14 protein-coding genes, 2 pseudogenes and 1 riboswitch are annotated in these 17,372 nt (G+C 64.0%); of the genes and pseudogenes, 3 read left to right on the top strand and 13 right to left on the bottom strand.

Going from position 1 to position 17,372, the window contains the following annotated elements; translation table 11 throughout:
* Positions 1–2 precede the first annotated feature (2 nt).
* From ABOC32_RS17120 to ABOC32_RS17130, 3 genes are all read right to left on the bottom strand, one after another.
* A complete protein-coding gene (locus tag ABOC32_RS17120; RefSeq protein WP_426808088.1) occupies positions 3–305 on the bottom strand; it encodes a hypothetical protein in 303 nt (100 codons plus the stop codon).
* An 84-nt stretch (positions 306–389) separates the two neighbouring features.
* Entirely contained in the window at positions 390–1,742 is a 1,353-nt protein-coding gene (locus ABOC32_RS17125; protein WP_426808089.1) for a GntP family permease, read from the bottom strand.
* Positions 1,743–1,853: 111 nt separating this feature from the next.
* On the bottom strand, positions 1,854–2,393 hold the full coding sequence (locus tag ABOC32_RS17130) for a gluconokinase (protein WP_426808090.1): 540 nt from the start codon (positions 2,391–2,393) through the stop codon (positions 1,854–1,856).
* A gap of 207 nt (positions 2,394–2,600) precedes the next feature.
* Between ABOC32_RS17130 and ABOC32_RS17135 the strand changes: the two genes are divergently transcribed.
* From ABOC32_RS17135 to ABOC32_RS17145, 3 genes and pseudogenes are all read left to right on the top strand, one after another.
* On the top strand, positions 2,601–3,620 hold the full coding sequence (locus tag ABOC32_RS17135) for a LacI family DNA-binding transcriptional regulator (protein WP_426808091.1): 1,020 nt from the start codon (positions 2,601–2,603) through the stop codon (positions 3,618–3,620).
* A 116-nt stretch (positions 3,621–3,736) separates the two neighbouring features.
* Positions 3,737–4,519: pseudogene (locus ABOC32_RS17140) on the top strand (PAS domain-containing protein); the annotation flags it as partial.
* Positions 4,520–4,624: 105 nt separating this feature from the next.
* Positions 4,625–5,056, top strand: a pseudogene (locus ABOC32_RS17145) (methyl-accepting chemotaxis protein); the annotation flags it as partial.
* Here ABOC32_RS17145 and ABOC32_RS17150 read toward each other — a convergent pair.
* The 10 genes from ABOC32_RS17150 to ABOC32_RS17195 form a co-directional block, all read right to left on the bottom strand.
* The gene (locus tag ABOC32_RS17150; protein WP_426808092.1) at positions 5,031–8,300 is read right to left on the bottom strand and encodes a transporter substrate-binding domain-containing protein; all 3,270 of its coding nucleotides are present in this window, start codon (positions 8,298–8,300) and stop codon (positions 5,031–5,033) included. The pseudogene ABOC32_RS17145 and the gene ABOC32_RS17150 overlap by 26 nt on opposite strands.
* A gap of 13 nt (positions 8,301–8,313) precedes the next feature.
* A complete protein-coding gene (locus ABOC32_RS17155) occupies positions 8,314–8,928 on the bottom strand; it encodes a response regulator transcription factor (protein ID WP_016499887.1) in 615 nt (204 codons plus the stop codon).
* 222 nt (positions 8,929–9,150) lie between these two features.
* Complete coding sequence (locus tag ABOC32_RS17160) at positions 9,151–9,393, bottom strand: DUF1272 domain-containing protein (RefSeq protein ID WP_426808093.1); 243 nt, start codon at positions 9,391–9,393, stop codon at positions 9,151–9,153.
* 66 nt (positions 9,394–9,459) lie between these two features.
* Positions 9,460–10,212: a precorrin-4 C(11)-methyltransferase gene (cobM, locus tag ABOC32_RS17165; RefSeq protein WP_043200168.1), complete on the bottom strand. Its 753-nt coding sequence runs from the start codon at positions 10,210–10,212 to the stop codon at positions 9,460–9,462.
* A 33-nt stretch (positions 10,213–10,245) separates the two neighbouring features.
* Positions 10,246–10,635 (bottom strand): cobalamin biosynthesis protein, encoded by a 390-nt coding sequence (locus ABOC32_RS17170; RefSeq protein WP_426808094.1) that lies wholly within the window; start codon positions 10,633–10,635, stop codon positions 10,246–10,248.
* Positions 10,635–11,321, bottom strand: coding sequence for a CbtA family protein (locus tag ABOC32_RS17175; RefSeq protein ID WP_086975681.1), 687 nt, complete (start codon positions 11,319–11,321; stop codon positions 10,635–10,637). Before ABOC32_RS17175 ends, ABOC32_RS17170 begins: the two co-directional genes overlap by 1 nt.
* Positions 11,322–11,330: 9 nt before the next feature.
* Positions 11,331–11,519: a CbtB domain-containing protein gene (locus ABOC32_RS17180; protein WP_426808095.1), complete on the bottom strand. Its 189-nt coding sequence runs from the start codon at positions 11,517–11,519 to the stop codon at positions 11,331–11,333.
* A gap of 94 nt (positions 11,520–11,613) precedes the next feature.
* Positions 11,614–11,837, bottom strand: a riboswitch (cobalamin riboswitch).
* 179 nt (positions 11,838–12,016) lie between these two features.
* Positions 12,017–14,491, bottom strand: coding sequence for a TonB-dependent receptor plug domain-containing protein (locus tag ABOC32_RS17185; protein WP_426808096.1), 2,475 nt, complete (start codon positions 14,489–14,491; stop codon positions 12,017–12,019).
* A 206-nt stretch (positions 14,492–14,697) separates the two neighbouring features.
* Positions 14,698–15,798, bottom strand: a complete 1,101-nt coding sequence (locus ABOC32_RS17190) for an LLM class flavin-dependent oxidoreductase (RefSeq protein WP_426808097.1) — start codon at positions 15,796–15,798, stop codon at positions 14,698–14,700.
* A gap of 26 nt (positions 15,799–15,824) precedes the next feature.
* Entirely contained in the window at positions 15,825–17,159 is a 1,335-nt protein-coding gene (locus ABOC32_RS17195; RefSeq protein WP_426808098.1) for an LLM class flavin-dependent oxidoreductase, read from the bottom strand.
* Positions 17,160–17,372: the final 213 nt, after the last annotated feature.

Raw genomic sequence — 17,372 nt, forward strand, 5'->3', positions numbered from 1 at the left:
ACTCAGGGGTTACCTGTGCTTGTGCCGTTATTGCGCTGAGGGCTTGCACCCTCTTGGCCGCTCCCACCCATCCCCGGCAAATCGCGGTTGTCATTCTGCTTCGCCGGGGGGCTTTCTGGGTCATTGCCCTGAATGCGCGCGTCAGTATCCCGCGGCATGGGCTTTTCGATAGGGTTCAGGGTGCTGTCCACGCCCGGCCGTGGTGCCGGGTTGTGTGGGTCGTCAGGGTAGGTGGGGCCGGTGCCGACCGCCATGGCCAGTGGCGAGGCGAGCAGGGCAATCAGCAGAATGCTTGAGCGGGGCATGGCAGGCTCCTTTGCTTCGGGTAGGTCTGATACTTTCCTTCGGCCCTACCCAAAGCATCAAGGTGCCATTACCCCGATAAACGGTTACACCACCTGCGCCAACAACATGATGAAGATGATGCCAACCACCGAGAGAATGGTTTCCATCATGCTCCAGGTCTTGAAGGTTTCCGCTACGGTCATGTTGAAATACTGCTTCACCAGCCAGAATCCTGCGTCGTTCACGTGCGACAGGATCAAGGAGCCGGCACCGGTGGCCAGCACCAGCAACTCACGGTTCACACCCGGTACCAGTTCGATTACCGGTGCGACAATACCTGCACCGGTAATGGTGGCGACCGTGGCAGAGCCGGTCGCGATGCGAATCACCGCTGCCACCAGCCAGGCCAGCATGATGGGCGAAATCTCTGCCTGCACGGCCATCTGCCCGATCACATTGCCCACGCCGGTGTCCACCAGCATCTGCTTGAAGCCGCCGCCGGCACCCACGATCAGCACGATGGCGGCCGTGGGGGCCAGGCTCTGGTCCAGCATCTTCATGATCTGCTGGCGGTTGAAGCCGCGAGCGGAACCAAAGGTGTAGAAGGCCAGCAGCAGGGCCGCGAGCAGGGCGGTGATGGGGTGGCCGATCAGGTCCATCCACTGGCGCACGATGTGCTCGGCCGGCAGTACCACATCGGCGAAGGTTTTCAGCAACATCAACGCTACGGGTAGCAGCACGGTAATCAAGGTAACGCTGAAGCTTGGCAGGTTGCCCTGGTCGGACTCCTTGGCGATCTGGTCCATCAGTTCCTGGGACGGGTTGCCCGGGATGTAGCGGGAAATGAAGTTACCAAACAGCGGCCCGGCGATGATCGCGGTGGGCAGTGCGACGATCAGGCCGTAGAAAATGGTCTTGCCGATATCGGCGTGGAAAATACCGATCGCCAGCAATGGGCCCGGGTGTGGAGGCACCAGGCCGTGCACCACCGACAGGCCGGCCAGCAGCGGGATGCCGATCTTGACCAGCGATACGCCGGAGCGCCGCGCCACGATGAACACCAGCGGAATCAGCAGCACGAAGCCGATTTCGAAGAACAGCGGAATGCCCACCAGGAAAGCGGCGAACATCATGGCCCAATGCACGTTCTTCTTGCCGAAGGCGCGGATGAGGGTTTGCGCGATCTGGTCGGCACCCCCAGAGTCGGCCATCAGCTTGCCTAGCATGGTGCCCAAGGCGAGCACGATGCCGACGAAGCCGAGTACCCCGCCGAAACCATCCTGGAACGACTTCATTACCTTGGCCACCGGCATGCCGGAGGTAAGGCCAAGGAAACCGGCCGCGAGGGTGAGGGCGACGAAGGGGTGCACTTTGAAGTGGGTGATCAGCAGGATCAGCCCGACGATGGTAACCAGCGCGTCGAGCAGCAGGAAGGTGTCAGTAGCCAGTCCGAACATGGTTTGAAGGCCTCGATCTTATCGTTGTTTTTGGCGTAGCGTTTTGGAACTTTACCCGCGTTTACGGGTCGAGGTAGCGCTGTCTTTGGTGAGCCGGGAAAGCCGCCGGGGTCAGGCGGTTTGCGCCATCCCCTGCTCACCGCAGCGCTTTAGCCAGCGGTCTACCGCTTCGGCGAGCGCTTCGATGGGCTGAGTGGCGTCCAGCGCCAACGTCAGTGGCTCGCCGCGGGGCGATTCCAGGGCAGCAAACTGGCTGTCGATGAGGCTGGCCGGCATGAAGTGCCCGGGGCGGGCCAGCACGCGTTTTTCCGCCTCGGCGGGCGTCAGTTCGAGGAACACGAACATCAGGCCCGGCATGGCCTCGCGCAGGGTGTCGCGGTAGCGGCGCTTGAGTGCCGAGCAGGTCAGGATCGGGCGCTCCCCAGCCTGGGTGGTGGCCTGCAACTCCTGGCCAAGGCGCACCAGCCAGCCGGCCCGGTCGCTGTCGTCCAGCGGGATGCCATCGCTCATCTTGCGGATGTTTTCGGCAGGGTGAAATGCGTCGCCTTCGATCAGGCGGCCGCCGCTTCTGGCAGCGATGGCAGCGCCGATGCAGCTTTTGCCGCAACCGGCCACGCCCATCACCACGATGGCGGACAGGGGATAATTCATCAGTACCTCCTGCGGGGTGAGATAGCGCTGTCTCGTCGCTGACGAACAGCCACCTCCCCGGTGTTATTGGTCTTGTCCTTACGCAGTATGGACGCTTGGTAGCGAGCGCGTGCTGGCTGCTGCCAAAGATTACATTGCCTGCGTCCTGAGACAGCGCTACCTTAGTGGCCGTTCCCTATCCTTGCAAGTAGTAAAATTACAACATCCATGTCCCGCACCGGCTCCCGTACTACAGGTCGTCCCACCCTGGCCGAAGTTGCCAGGCTTTCCGGGGTTTCCCCGATTACCGCCTCGCGCGCCCTGCGCGGGGTCAGCACGGTTGCGCCTGAACTGGTCGAAAAGGTCGTCGCTGCCGCGGCGAGCCTGGGCTATGTGGCCAACCCGGCGGCGCGTGCCCTGGCCTCGGCCCGCAGCCAGTCGGTGGTGGTGTTGATCCCGTCGTTGTCCAACCAGTTGTTCATCGACACATTGGAAGCCATTCACGAGGTGATGCGCCCGCGTGGGCTTGAGGTGCTGATCGGCAACTATCACTACGACCTTGCCGAAGAAGAGAACCTGATCCGCAATTACCTGGCCTACCAGCCCTGCGGCATGCTGTTGACCGGTTTTGAGCGCAGCGACGCAGCGCGGCAGATGCTGGCCGCCAGCGGTGTGCCGTGTGTGCACATGATGGAGCTCAACGGCGAGCCAGGGGCGTTGTCGGTCGGTTTTTCGCAGCAGCAGGCTGGGCGCGCTGCGGCCAGGCACTTGATCGAACGCGGGCGCAAACGCCTGGCGTTCATCGCTGCGCAGCTCGACCCACGGGTGATGCAACGGGCCGAAGGCTTCCGCCAGGCGTTGGCCGAGGCCGGTTTGCAGGCGGCCGAGCTGGAAGTGCTGGCGCCGGAGCCTTCGTCGATTGCCTTGGGCAGTGTGCTGTTCAGCCAGTTGCTGCAACAGTCGCCGGACGTCGACGGTATCTTCTTCTGCAACGACGACCTGGCCCAAGGGGCGGTGCTGCAGGCATTGCGCCAAGGGGTGCAAGTGCCACGGCAGGTGGCCATGGTGGGGTTCAATGACCTGCCGGCTTCGGCGCACATGGTGCCGCGCCTGACCTCGATTCGCACGCCCCGGGCCGCCGTTGGGCGTGGCGCTGCGCAGGCGCTGCTGGCGTTGCTCGATGGCAAGCGGGTGGCGGATACGCAGCAGGATCTGGGCTTTGAGCTGATGGTGCGCGAGAGCTCGTAGCTGTGCAGAAGCGTTCTGTCATATCAATGTAGTAATCCTAAAGTGATAGCACTGTGCTTGCACGGCGCCAACGGCGATCTATGCTCAGGACACCGCGCATAAAGGAGCCCGGCGTCATGTTCGACTTCCATCGCAAATCCGATTTGGTTGAAATACAGCGCAGTCACCAGGCCTTGAGCAGCACACAAGCCAAATTGGCGGCGATCAGCCGTTCGATGGCGATGATCGAGTTCGCCCCTGATGGCACCATCCTTGATGCCAATGAGCGGTTCTGCCAGGCCATGGGCTATAGCGCCGACGAGTTGCGTGGCAAGCACCACCGCCTGTTCTGCGAGCCGGGCTACGCGAAAAGTGCCGAGTATCAGCAACTGTGGCGCGAACTGGGCCAGGGCAAGGCTATCAGCGGTACGTTCGAGCGCCTCGACAAGGCCGGCCGCGAGGTTTGGCTGGAGGCCAGCTACATGCCGGTACTGGACGAGCAGCGTCAGGTTGTCAGCGTGATCAAGGTGGCATCCGACATCAGCCAGCGGGTGGTGCTGGAGCACGAGAGCGAGAGCCTGCTCAAGGCCATCGGCCGCTCGATGGCGGTGATCGAGTTCACCCCGCAAGGCCGGGTGATCAAGGCCAACCAGAACTTCCTCGACACCATGGGCTATCGCCTCGACGAAGTGGTCGGCCGCCATCATGGCTTGTTTTGCCTGCCGCAAGAGCGCGAATCGGCCGAATACCGTGAGTTCTGGGCATCGCTGAACCGCGGCGAGTACCATTCGCACCGCTTCGAGCGCATCAACAAGCAGGGCCAGATGGTGTATCTGGAGGCCTCCTACAACCCGATATTCGACAGCAAGGGCCGCCTGTGCAAAGTGGTGAAGTTCGCCAGTGACATCACACGTCAGGTCAGCACCCAGCAAACCGCCGCGGACGCCGCCCATGCCAGTTCCATGCAGACTGATGCCTGCGCGCGCAAGGGCACCGAGGTGGTGCAGCAGACGGTGCAGGTGATCGAGCAGATTTCCCAGGAGCTGAACGACGCGGCACGCAGTATCGACGCTGTGAGCAAGCAGTCGGATGTGATCGGGCAAATTGTGCTGACCATACGTGGCATTGCCGACCAGACCAACCTGCTGGCCCTGAACGCGGCCATTGAGGCGGCCCGCGCCGGTGATCACGGGCGCGGTTTTGCCGTGGTGGCCGATGAGGTGCGCAACCTGGCGGCGCGGACCAGCAAGGCCACCCTCGAAATTGTCGATGTCGTGCGGCAGAACCACGACCTGTCACTGCTGGCCGTGGCCAGCATGCAGTCGAGTTTGACCCGCACCGGTCATGGGGTTGCGCTGGCCAATGAGGCCGGTACGGTGATCATGGAAATCCAGCAGGGGTCACGGCATGTCGTGGATGCCATCAGCCAGATCAGCTCGACGCTTCAACTGCATTGAGTGCATCGCTCAGTTCGTTCAGCAGGGCTTGCAGGCTGATTTGCAGTTGTTCACGTTGATCAACCGTTGGCAGGCCTCTCGCCTGAGCGTTCTCGATGGCTTCGCAGTCCTTGACCACGCCGCGCACCCTGATCATCTTCGCGCCGCCCTTGATGCGGTGAGCCAGGGTGCGGACGGCCTCATCGGAGGCCTCGGGTGCCAACGCGCGCAAAGTGGCGAGATCTTCGCCGACGCTTATTGAAAGCTGCTCCAGCAGATGCCGCGTCAGTTGCCTGTCGTCCTGGGTCAGGTGGCGCAGCTCAGCCAGGTTGAAGCCGCTACTGCGCGGTGGCGGCTCTTGTGGGCTGCGGGCTTGGGGCAGGTGAGCCTTGAGGGTGCGCAGGCCGATCGGCTTGAACAGGCATTCGTTCATGCCGCTGGCCAGGCATCGCTCTCGCTCTTCAGCCTGGGCATTGGCGGTCACGCCGAGGATCTGGCACGGCGGCAGGCCGCGTCCGGCTTCAAGGCTGCGAATGCGGCGGGTGAGTTCGTGGCCGTCCATCACCGGCATGCTGCAGTCGGTGATCACCAGGTCGAAGCGCGCTGCCTGCCAGCGCTCCAGCGCGATCTGGCCGTTTTCAGCCAGGGTGACGTGATGGCCCAGGGTGTGCAGTTGCCGCTCCAGCAACAGCAGGTTGGCCGGGTAGTCGTCGACCACCAGTATATTCAGCGGGCCACTGCTGCTTTCGGCTGCCGGGGTGTGCTGCTGAACAGGTTGCGGTGCCGGGCAGGCTGGCAATTGCAGGCTGACATGCACCTTGGTGCCGACACCTTCGACGCTTTGCAGGCTCAAGTTTCCGCCCATCAGTTCGGCAAAGGTGCGGCTGATCACCAGCCCCAAGCCTGCCCCTTGGCGTGCCCGCGGTCCGTCAGCCTGCACAAAGGCGTTGAACAGCCGGGCTTGATCAACGGGGCTGATGCCGATGCCGGTGTCACGCACAGACAGGTCGATTGACTGGCTACGGTCCCCATCAGCGGGAGGTATCAGCAAACTGGCCTGTACCTCGCCGCGGTCGGTGAACTTGATGGCGTTGCTGATCAGGTTGGACAGGATCTGCTTGAGCCGCAGCGGGTCTGCCAGCACCCAGACCGGCTCGGCAGGCAGTGCTGCGTGCAGATACAAGCCTTTGGCCCGGGCGTTGCCTTCAAACACCCGCACCGTAGCGCGTACCAGCTCGACCAGGTCTGTGGGTACCGGTTGCAGGCTAATGTGCCCGGATTCGATGCGGGAAATGTCGAGAATATCGCCGATCAGTTCAAGCAGGCCGATGGCCGAGTCATGGGCAGTCTGCAGCGTCTGGGCGTCGCAACGCCCCTCGCGGCTGTCTTCCAGGGCCAGCTCCAGCAGGCCGATCACGGCATTCATCGGGGTGCGGATTTCATGGCTCATGGTGGCCAGGAAGGTGCTTTTGGTCTGGCTGGCCTGTTCGGCGTCGTCCTTGGTCTGGCGCAGCTGTTCGAGCAGGCCCCGGCTCAAGGCCAGCTGCGCCTGCAGCGCGTGCTGGGCCTCGGTGCGCTGGTTGATCAGCTTGCGCAGGTAGCTGTTCCAGAACACCACGCCCGCCAGCAGCAGGGCCGACAAAACCAGTACCTGCAAGACCAGCGTGCGGTAGTCGCGCCAGGGGCTGTCGCTGACCAAGGTGCTGGTGCGCCAGCGGTTGACCAGCTGGTCCAGCTCTTCGGGTGGAATGCTCAGTAGCACCTTGTCGAGGATGGCCTGTAGCTGCGGCTGGTCTGCGGCCACGGCGAAGGCGGCAATGGCCGGGTCGTCGTCCAGCACGCTGGCGATGCGCAGGCGGCCCTTGAAGACGTGGCTGATGTAGTAGGCGGCATTGATCTGGCTGCTAAGGGCAACGTCGGCAGCCCCACCGGCCACGGCCTCCATGAGACCGAGCGGGTTGTCCACTTCCACCAGCCGGGCCTGCGGATAGCGTTGTTGCAGCAGCGCCCGCTGCGGCGAGCCGCGTATCAGGGCGATGCGCTGGCCATCCAGCGCCTTGTCTTGTGCTGGGTACGTACTGTCGCTACGGGTCACCAGTACGCGTGGGCTGACCAGGTAGGGGCGGGTATAGCGCATTTGTTTCGCGCGATCCGTGCCATAGCCCAGAGCGCCAATCATTTGTGCATCGCCACGTGCCAGGCGCTCGACCATCGCCTGCGCCGAATCGCTTTCGACCGCGTTGAAGTGCAGTCCTGTGCGCAGCGAAATCTGTTTCAGCAGGTCAAGGGTGATGCCGGTTGGGCGGTGTTCGGCGTCGTTGAACGTCAGTGGCGCCAACGAGGTGTTGACCAACACATCGATGTTGGGGTGGGCAGCGATCCAGGCTTCTTCTTCCTTGGTCAAGGCGGTTGGGTGGCGCTGTAGCAGCAGGCTGGTGTTACCACTGCTCCAGCGGCGCAGGATGTTCAGGCGTTCGCTGTCGTTGATGCGGGCCAGCGCCATGTCGACCAACCGATGCAAGCGAGGGTTGTCGCGCGCCAGGGCAAAGGCAAATGCGCCAGCAGGGACCTGGCAGAAGTGGTCGATTCTCAGCGTGCCCTGGTAACTCTTGCCAATCGTGAAGTCGGTACTGATGGCATCGCCCAGGTACGCATCGGCCTCGCCCAGATCGACAGCGGCCAGCCCGGCCAGGGTCGAGCGGTACAGGCTTAGCTGCGCTTTGGGGTACAGGTTGCGTACGGTGCTGGCCGGCAGGTAGTGATCGACCATGGCCAGGCGCAAGCCGGTGGGGTCGAGTATATTCTTCAGACTGCTTCCCTCGCGGGTGACGATGACCGGCATGTCGTCGGCATACGGGGTGCTCAGGTCAAGCTGGGCGTCTGCCGCCTCGAAGGCATTGGAGCTGCCCAGCAGGTCGATACTGCCCTCACGCAAAGCAGCGATGGCCTCGTGGCGATTATCGAAGCGCCGCACTTCGACGTTTACGCCCAGCTGCTCGGCGATGATGCCGGCATAGTCTGCGCTAATCCCCTCATAGTCCTGCTGGCTGGCGTTGATTTCGAACGGCGGATAGTCGGGTCGCGAGCTGCCCAGCACCAGGTATTGGCGTTGCCGCAGCCAATCCCGATCTTCGCTGGACAGTTGCAACGGGGCTGCGGCGCTGACCGAGCGCGCCAGCAGCTGGCGAGGTTCGCTACTGGCCAGCAGCACGGTGGGGCTGGTCAGGCCGATGGCCAGGAGCATGCACGCCAGCAGGCGCTTCATGGCGGGCGGACGCTCAGTAGACGCTATTGCGTTTGGCCAGGTCGACCATTTCAACCAGCGATTCGGTCTTGAGCTTTTCCATGATACGGCCCCGGTAGGTGCTGATGGTCTTGGCACTCAGGTTCATGCAGGTACCGATATTCTTGTTGTTTTCGCCGCGCGCCAGGCGCCGCAGCACTTCCATTTCACGGTTCGACAGGCTGGCCAGGCGCACCGGTTCGCTCTCCAGCGAGTTGCTGTTGACCGACATTTGCGGGAAGGTCGAATAGCCCTTGACCAGGGCCTTGAGGGCAAACAGCAGTGCTTCGTGGTCCTCTTCCTTGGTGACGAAAGCGCCGATGCCGGCATCCAGGCAGCGCCGCACGTACAGGTCGGTGGCCTGGCCGGTCAGCACCATGATCTTGGGCACAGGTTCCAGGCACTGCAGGCGCTTGATCACTTCCATGCCGTCCAGGCCGGGTAGGCCGATGTCGAGCACGACCACGTCCGGGCGCAGGTCGCGGGCTACCTGCGCCACTTCGCTGCCATTACCCACCTCACCCACGACATGAAAACGTTCACGCTCCAGTAGTAGGCGCAAGGACAGCCGAACAATGGGGTGGTCGTCGACGATCAGCACGGTTGTCATGTGGAAAACTCCTGTCGAGATGTGGTCCGCTTCCTGGAACACTCAGGAATACGTCTGCAAGTGGGTTAATCGGAAGCGCTGCAAGATACGACCAATCCCGAGGTTTGGTAATGCCGAGTATAGAAGTGTTGATAGTCCGCGCGCTTGTTGTTGAAAATTCCTACAAGCAATGGGAAAGACATCACCCTATCTAAGCGGCAATGCCTGGTTTGAGGTGTGGCGTCAGGCGCAAGCAACGTGTGCTTTGTTCACGCGCTGGGTGGCCGCGGGGTTATTCATCAGCGCCTGGCCCACCCGCGTCGGGCGGGCCACCAGCTGGCCGCTACAGTTCGGGCAGCGGCCCTGGAAGCGGGTGTCGGCGCAGGCGCGGCAGAAGGTACATTCGAAGGAGCAGATCAGCGCATCGGGGCTGTCGCCCGGCAGGTCGGTATCGCAGCACTCGCAGTTGGGGCGTAATTCCAGCATGGGTGTGACTCCTGTTCGCAGGCGGGAACCCGGAGTCTGCTACGCCCGTGGCAATGCTGGCAATGCTCAGTCGCCAGGGCGATACAGATGGGCGTGCCCGGCACGGTACAAGGCCGACTCGGCGAATGGCGTATCCCCGAGCACGTGGCCCACCAGGATCAGCGCCGTGCGGCGAAAATCCTTGGCGGCAACCCTTTCGACGATATCGCCAAGGGTGCCGCGCACCCAGTCCTGGTCTGGCCAGGTGGCACGATGTACCACCGCCACCGGGCAGTGCGCACCGTAGTGCGGCAGCAGTTCTTCGACGATCCGCGACAGGTGCTTGACCCCCAGGTGAATCGCCAAGGTGCTGCCATGGCGCGCCAGGTCGCCCAGCTGCTCGCCGGGCGGCATTGGCGAACTGTCGCCATAGCGGGTGAGGATCACCGTCTGCGCCACCTGTGGCAGGGTCAGCTCGCAGCCGAGCAGGGCAGCGCTGGCCGCCGTGGCGGTGACCCCGGGGATGATCTGGTAATCGATGCCCAGCGCCTGCAGATGGCGGATCTGCTCACCGATGGCGCCGTACAGGCTGGGGTCGCCGCTATGTACCCGGGCCACGTCCTGGCCTTGTTCGTGCGCACTGCGCATGGCGGCGATGATCTGTTCCAGGTGCAGTTCGGCACTGTTGATCACGGTCTCGGCCTGGTGGCCTTCGAGCACGGCAGCAGGCACCAGTGAGCCGGCATAGATGATCACCGGGCACTGGCGGATCAGCCGTTGGCCCTTGACCGTGATCAGTTCCGGGTCGCCGGGGCCGGCCCCGATGAAGTACACCGTCATGGAAAGTCCTTGCGGGAAAGAGGAGCGAATTGTTCAGCAGGCCAGGGCGAGGGTCGCCGGGCCCAGTACTTGGCGGGTCAGCAGCAACCGGGCTGTGCTGCCGGGCCGCTGGCTGGCCAGGGCCAGCGCCGTGCTTTCGGCCACACCCCAGCAGCCACTGTGGGCATGGGCTGTGGCAGAGCGGTGGCTTAGCAGCGGCTCAAAGGCTTGCAGTTGTGCGCCATGGTACAGCACCAAGGGCAAGCCAAGGCGTTCGGCCAGTTGCTGCAAGCCGGCTTCGTCGGCCTTGAGGCTGATACTGGCAATGCCGCGCAGGTCGGCAAGCGCCAGGCCCTGGCTAGCCAGGGCTTGGAGCAGCAGGGTATGCAGGGTATCCGCCGGGCAACCCCGGCGGCAGCCGATGCCGGCGTAGAACGCTGGCATCAGGCCTTGCTGGAGCGGCGGAACAGCCACGCACTGAGCAGGCCCAAGGCCACCCAGAAAGCAGCGTTGGTCAGCCAGGAGGCCATCTTGAACTGGGTCTCCAGTGCTTCGGGGGCCAGGCTTTCATGTACTTCGGGCTGTGGAGCGCCGATCACATGGGGGATTACCAGCAACACGGCGCCCAGCGCCTTCAGCAGCCAGTGGCGGGCGAACACCAGCAAGGCCAGGCCAAGAGCGGTGGCGCTGGCCGTGCCAATCCACCAAGCCTGGCGTTGCCCCAGGTCGGCAGCAGCAGTGCCGGGCAGCTCCGGTGGCAGCCCCAACGTCGGGGCCAGGCAGAACACAGCGAACCCGGCCAGGCCCCACAGCGCACCGGTGCCGGCACGCTGCGGTTCGCGCAGGCTGTACAGGGCGGCGAGAATCAGGGCGAAGCCGACTGCGACCACCAGGTTGCCCCCGGTGGTGGACAGCACCCGCTGCCAGCCGTCTTCCGGCGACCAGGCTTCGGCGCTGTGCTCATGGGCGGCCACTTCTCCACCATGTTCGTGCTGTGCGGCCGGGGCCGAGGATTCGTAGGTTTCCGCCTCAAGAATCAGCGGGGCGACCCAGAAGCTTTGCAGCAGGGTCAGCAGCAGGGCCGCAAGCAGCCCGCTGAAGCCCGCGGTACGGGCAATGCGCGTGATCATCAGGCGTACTCAGTGGCAGGGGAAGGCGGCGCTGTGGCGGGTGTCGTGGGCGGCGTTGTGCACGGCCTCGATGTGCGAGAAACCGGCGAAGTACACCAGGCACAGGCCCAGCAGGCTGGCGCCGACGGCGACGACGACGCGCTGGCTGAGGGTGACGGGTGTGGCAAGGCTGTGTTGCTTGGTGCTGGTGACGGGCATGACGCGTTCCTCTGCTTTTTGTGGGCAACGGGCAAGCGCGGCATCCCTGATGCGTGACCGCCCAGGGGAATGCAACAGCGCCCGCCCACCGCGGGGTGTTCATGAACGCCAGGCCGGTCTCCGGGCTTGCGAGGAGGAGCAGGGCTCCTGCAAAGCGTCACCTTCCCATGCCGGACTACAAGGCACAGTGGTACAGACACTTCACTCGCTTACCGTTGCGGGGGCAGCACCGGTCTTGTCCGGCCCTGCTGGAGGGCCTGGGACGCACCGGTTTCCCGTTTCACCCCCTGTGGGGGCACCTGAACGTGAGGCATAAGGAGACCATGGGGCGGGCTTTGCGTCAATTGCCAAGTACCGAGGGCGCAACGCACACCTGTGGGAGCGGGTTTACCCGCGAACACCGGCTTTGCCGGTGCCATGCACCGGGTTGGATTCTTCGCGGGTGAACCCGCTCCCACAGAGGTGTGCGCCAAGCCAGGGACAGGCGTGCAGCTGCTTCAGAAGTCATAGGCAAGCTTGGTGTACCAATAGCCGCCACCCGGGTGGAACGGCGGGTTGCCGTACGCCGCCTGGTTGCCGTTGGCGTTGTACACGCCGTTCTTGTCGGGCCGCACATTGAAGATGTTGGTGCCGCCCACACTGACGGTCAGGCTGTCGAACAGCAGGTAGGACAGGTCCAGGTCGGTGATCCACTTGGCGCCGAAGGTGCGGTCCTGGGCCTGGTTCTGCTGCCAGGTCTCGACTTTGCCGTAGCGGGTGGTCTGCAAGGTACCGGTGAAGTTGCCCAGCAACCACTGGCTGCCCAGCACCCATTTGGTTTTCGGTGAGGCTGCCACCAGGTCGCCTTCGCGGCCATGGCCGACCACGTCGATACCGGCAGCGGCCAGCGCTGCGGGCGTACCCCGGGTGCCGCGCACGGTGGTCTTGTTCCAGTTGAAGCCCAAGGTCCAGCGCACATCGCCCCAGGCACCGAACTCGCTGGTGTGGTCACCCACCAGGTCGAGGCCGCGGGTGCGGGTATCGAAGGCGTTGGTGTAATAGTTGATCCAGGTGGTGCGCGCCAGGCCCAGCGATTCGAGGATGTCGCCAATGGCACCGGCTCCGTTCTGCCGGTCGTAGAGGTTTTCGGTCAGCAGGATGCGGTCGTCGATGTCGATCAGGTAGGTGTCCAGGGTAACGCTGGTGCGGCGCGCCGGTTGCCAGGTCAGGCCAAGGCCGGCGTTGCGCGATTTCTCCGGGTCGAGCTTGTCGCCGCCGAATGCCAGCGCGGCGGCACTGCCGGGCGCGACAGTGCGGCGCAAGGCCGGCACCACATTGCCGTCGGCGTCCAGCGCGGTGCGGTTGTCGCTGACCGTGTAGCCGCTCTGGGTCAGCGACGGTGCGCGGAAACCGCTGCCCAGGGTGCCGCGTACCGCCACGGTTTCGCTCAATTCGTAGCGTGAATTGAGCTTGAAGCTGGCGGTATTGCCCGAGTCGTCGTCGTAGTGCTCGACCCGCGCGGCGGCGCCCAGGTACCAGCGCGGGGTCAGGTCCAGGCCGAGGTCGAGGTAGGCGGCATAGTTGTTGCGCTTCACATCGGCCTCGTCTTCCGGGCGGATGGTCAGCGCAGCCTGGGCGCCCACGGCGGTCTGACCGTTGGCCAGCGCGTACAGCGGGTTGGGGCGCCCGTCGGCCAAGGTGGCCGGGTAGGTGTAGGGCCCGACGCTGTAGGCGATGGGGTCGCCGGCGAAGGTCTGGAAGCGCTCCCAGCGGTGCTCCAGGCCCGCCGAAACGCGGGTGGGTACCGCCAGGCCGAACAGGCCGTCGAAGGCGCGGGTGATGTCCAGGTTGTTTACCCACTGGTCGAACTGCAAGGTTGCCAGGTCATCGAACGAGGTTGGCGAGGCCGGGCCGTAGGTGGGGTTGATGGTCAGGTCGCTGGACTGCTGGTTCTTGTTGCGCCCGCAGGTGGTGGACAGGTCCCAGTCCCAGGCACCGGCGGCGCCTCGGGCGCCGAGCAGCCATTGGTAGTCGGTGTCCTTGATGTTGTTGAGCGGGAAGTAGCCGTCTGGGAACAACTCGGGGATCGAGGCGTTGCTGTTGGGCAGGCGGTAGTTGTTGAAGGCCTCGAGCTTGCGCTCGGCATAGGTGGCGAACGAGTACAGTTTCAGGTCGTCGCTGATGGGCAGTTCGGCGTTGTAACCGAGGTTGAAGGCACGCAGATCGGGGTCGCCGTTTTTCACCGCCCGGTGGTCCCAGGCGGCCTGGCGGTCGTCTTCGAAGTAGGCGCGGTAACCGGGGGCAGCCTTGTCGATCCAGTTGGCGGTGCCGCGCTTGCGTGCCTCCCCAGACAGGTGCAGGAAACCGCCGTCACCCAGGCTGAAGCCCTGGTCGCCGGCCAGCTTGATGGTTTCGCCCTGGCCGCTGTACAGCTGGCCGTAGCTGCTTTCGTAATGGCCACCACTGCTGGTGCTCTTGAGGATGATGTTGATCACCCCGGCCACTGCATCCGAGCCGTACTGGGCGGCGGCGCTGTCTTTCAGGACTTCGATGTGCGACACCGCACTGACCGGGATCATGTCGATATCCACGGCGTTGGCACCGCTGTTGTCGGTCGAGCCGCTGGCCGGCACAGCGCTGTTGTGGCGGCGTTTGCCATTGACCAGCACCAGGGTGTAGGCCGGGCCCAGGCTGCGGTTGCTCAGCGGCCGCACGCCGGACTGGAAGCCGGCGATGTTGGTGCCGAAGTTGAACGAGGGCAGCAGTTTGGAAATGGCCTCGGACAGCTCGGCGCGGCCGCTACGCAATAGCTGCTCGCTGCTGATCACGTCGATTGGCGCCGGGCTGTCGGCGACGGTGCGCTGGTTGCCTCGCAGGCCGGTGGAGATCACCGTGACGGTGTCCAGGCGTTGTTCTTCGGTGGTTGGCGCGGCGTCGGCCAGCGGGGTGAGCAGGCAGGCAAGGGGCAGGGCGAAAAGCGGTGTTCTAGACATCATGTCCTCGGAATACGGTGGAGCACGCAGGCGAATAGGCGCCAGGCCCTGATAAGGCTGGCGTGAGGGGTGTGGGAAAGTGTTTTGCCTGTGCCGGCCTCTTCGCGGGTAAACCCGCTCCCACAGGGATATCACTGCCTTCAGGTCTGGCGAGAACCTGTGGGAGCGGGTTTACCCGCGAAGAGGCCGGCGCAGCGAGCAGAGATCTAGGCTGTGCGGGTGCTGCGTCCAGCCTCATGCTGTTCAACCAGCGCTCGAATGCGAGGTATCAGGTCCTGCCCATACTCCACCGCATCACGCAACTGGTCGAACCCACGGAACAGGAAGGTAGTAACCCCCAGTTCGTAGTACGCCAGCGCCGCCTCGGCGACTTGGTCCGCAGTCCCCACCAACGAGGTGGAGTTACCTGCACCGCCACCCAGCGCCGCAATCTCGGTCCACAGCCGGGTGTCATGCACCTTGCGCTGGCTGGCCAGCTGCACCAGGCGTTCGGAGCCGGCGTTGCTCTTGCCGAAGTTTTTCTCGCGGCGGTTGCCCTGGCGGATGCCGATACGTTCCTGGGCATCGGCCAGAATACGCTCGGCGCGGGCCCAGGCTTCGGCCTCGGTGCCGCCCAGGATCGGCCGCAACGACAGGCTGAAGCGGATGTGCTTCTCGCGCCCGTAGCGGGCGGCAGCCTTGCGCACCTTGGCGATGCGCTCGCGTACCTGCTCCAGCGGCTCGCCCCACATCATGTAGACGTCGGCGTGCTTGGCGGCCACTTCGACTGCGGCGTCTGACGCACCGGAGAAGTAGATGGGCAAATGCTGCACCGGTTTGACCAAGGTCAGGTTGTCTTCTACCCGGTAGTGAGTGCCCTGGTGATCGAAAGGCTCCTGGCGGGTCCAGGTGTTGCGCAGCACCTGCAGGTATTCATCGGTGCGGGCATAGCGGGCATCCTTGTCGAGGAAGTCGCCATCGCGCTGCAGGTCGCCGCTGTCGCCGCCGGTGATGACGTTGATCGAGGCCCGGCCCCGGCTCAGTTGGTCAAGGGTGGCGAACTGGCGGGCAGCGAACGTTGGCGCCTGGAAGCCCGGGCGGTGGGCGACCAGCAGGCCGATCCGCTGGGTAAGCGCTGCCACGTAGCTGGCCAGGATCATCGAGTCTGGCGCACTGGTGTTGACTGCCAGCAATGCCTTGTCGAAGCCGCCATATTCCTGGGCCTGAGAGAAGGCCTTGATGAACTCCAGATCAACCAGCGGGCCACGAGGCGCCTGGGATTCGCTGCTTTCCTGCGGGCCGATGAGGCCGATGAATTCGAGGCTCATGAAACAAACTCCTTGTCTGGGTGGGCTCAGGCAACCGCTGCCTGGTTGCGGCGCAGGGTGTTGCGGTTTTCTGGCACGCTGAGGCCGAAATTGTCGCGCAGGGTTTTACCGGTGTACTCACTGCGCACCAGGCCACGGGCTTGCAGCAGCGGCACCACGTGCTCGGTGAAGTACTGCAGGCCGTCCGGTAGCAATGAGTTGATGATGAAACCGTCGGCAGCACCGTTTTCGAACCAGTGTTGCAAGGCATCGGCAACCTGCTCCGGGGTGCCGACGAAGTCCCTGCGTGGGCGCGAGAAGCGCAGTGCCAGTTCACGCAGGCTCAGGCCCTCTTCACGGGCCAGTTGCTTGAGCTGGTCCGAGGTGCCCTTGTGGCTGTCGTTGCCCAGGGTACCGAGATCGGGGAAGGGCGCATCCAGGTCATGCTGGCTGAAGTCGTAGTCGTTGAAGGGGCGACCCAGGGCTACCAGGGCATCCTCGATGCTCACCAGGTCGACGGCCTGCTGGTAGCGCTGCTCGACCTCCTCGGCGTTGCGGCCGACGATGGGGCGGATGCCGGGCAGGATGAACAGTGCGTCGGGGTCGCGGCCATGGCGCGCGGCACGCTGCTTGAGGTCCTGGTAATAGGCGTGGGCGTCGTCGAACGATTCCGGGCTGACAAAGATGGCGTCGGCGTTCTGCGCAGCAAAGTTGCGGCCGTCCTCGGACACGCCTGCCTGGAAGATCAGCGGCTGACCCTGCGGCGAACGCTGGATGTTAAGGGGGCCCTTTACCTTGAAGTACTCACCCTGGTGGCCGAGGGTGTGCAGTTTGGCCGGGTCGAAGAACTGCCCGCTTTGCTTGTTGCGGGTAAAGGCGTCGTCTTCCCACGAATCCCAAAGCCCTTTGACCACATCCACGTGCTCACGGGCAATGCGGTAACGCACGGCATGCGGCGGGTGTTCAGCCTTGCCGAAGTTGTCAGCGGTGCCGGAAAGCCAGGAGGTCACCACGTTCCAGCCTGCGCGCCCGCCGCTGATCAGGTCCAGCGAGGCGAATTGGCGTGCTACCTGGAACGGTTCGGTGTAGCTGACCGTGACCGTGGCCACCAGGCCGATGTGTTCGGTGACCGCCGCCAGCGCCGAAAGGATGGTCAACGGCTCGAAACGGTTGAGGTAGTGCGGACTGGAGCGGGCGTGGATGTGCAGGCTGTCGGCGATGAAGGCGAAGTCGAACTTTGCCGCCTCGGCCAGCTTGGCCTGCTGTTTGTAGAAGCCGAAATTGACACTGGCATCGGCCAGCGCTTGCGGGTGGCGCCATTCGCCCCAGCCGTGGCCGACGCCATGGATCATGGCGCCCAGGCGGATCTGTCGTTTGCTCATCGGAATACCTGTGGGTTGTGTTGCAAATGGAATGGGGACAGCCGTGCGTCACCTGGCCCGTAGGCGAAGATGAAACTGGGTTGTGGGAGAGAGAGGTGCATGCGCGCAAGGCTCCTGGCGTGGTCGAAGTGGACGGCCTCCGCCAGGAATGGGGTCGGTCTGGAGTGACCTTAGCCGCTGTGGGGTGGGGTTGTGAAAGGCTTTGTGGTTCTA

It is taken from the genome of Pseudomonas sp. WOUb67 (assembly GCF_050058005.1).
Classification (GTDB): domain Bacteria; phylum Pseudomonadota; class Gammaproteobacteria; order Pseudomonadales; family Pseudomonadaceae; genus Aquipseudomonas; species Aquipseudomonas putida_R.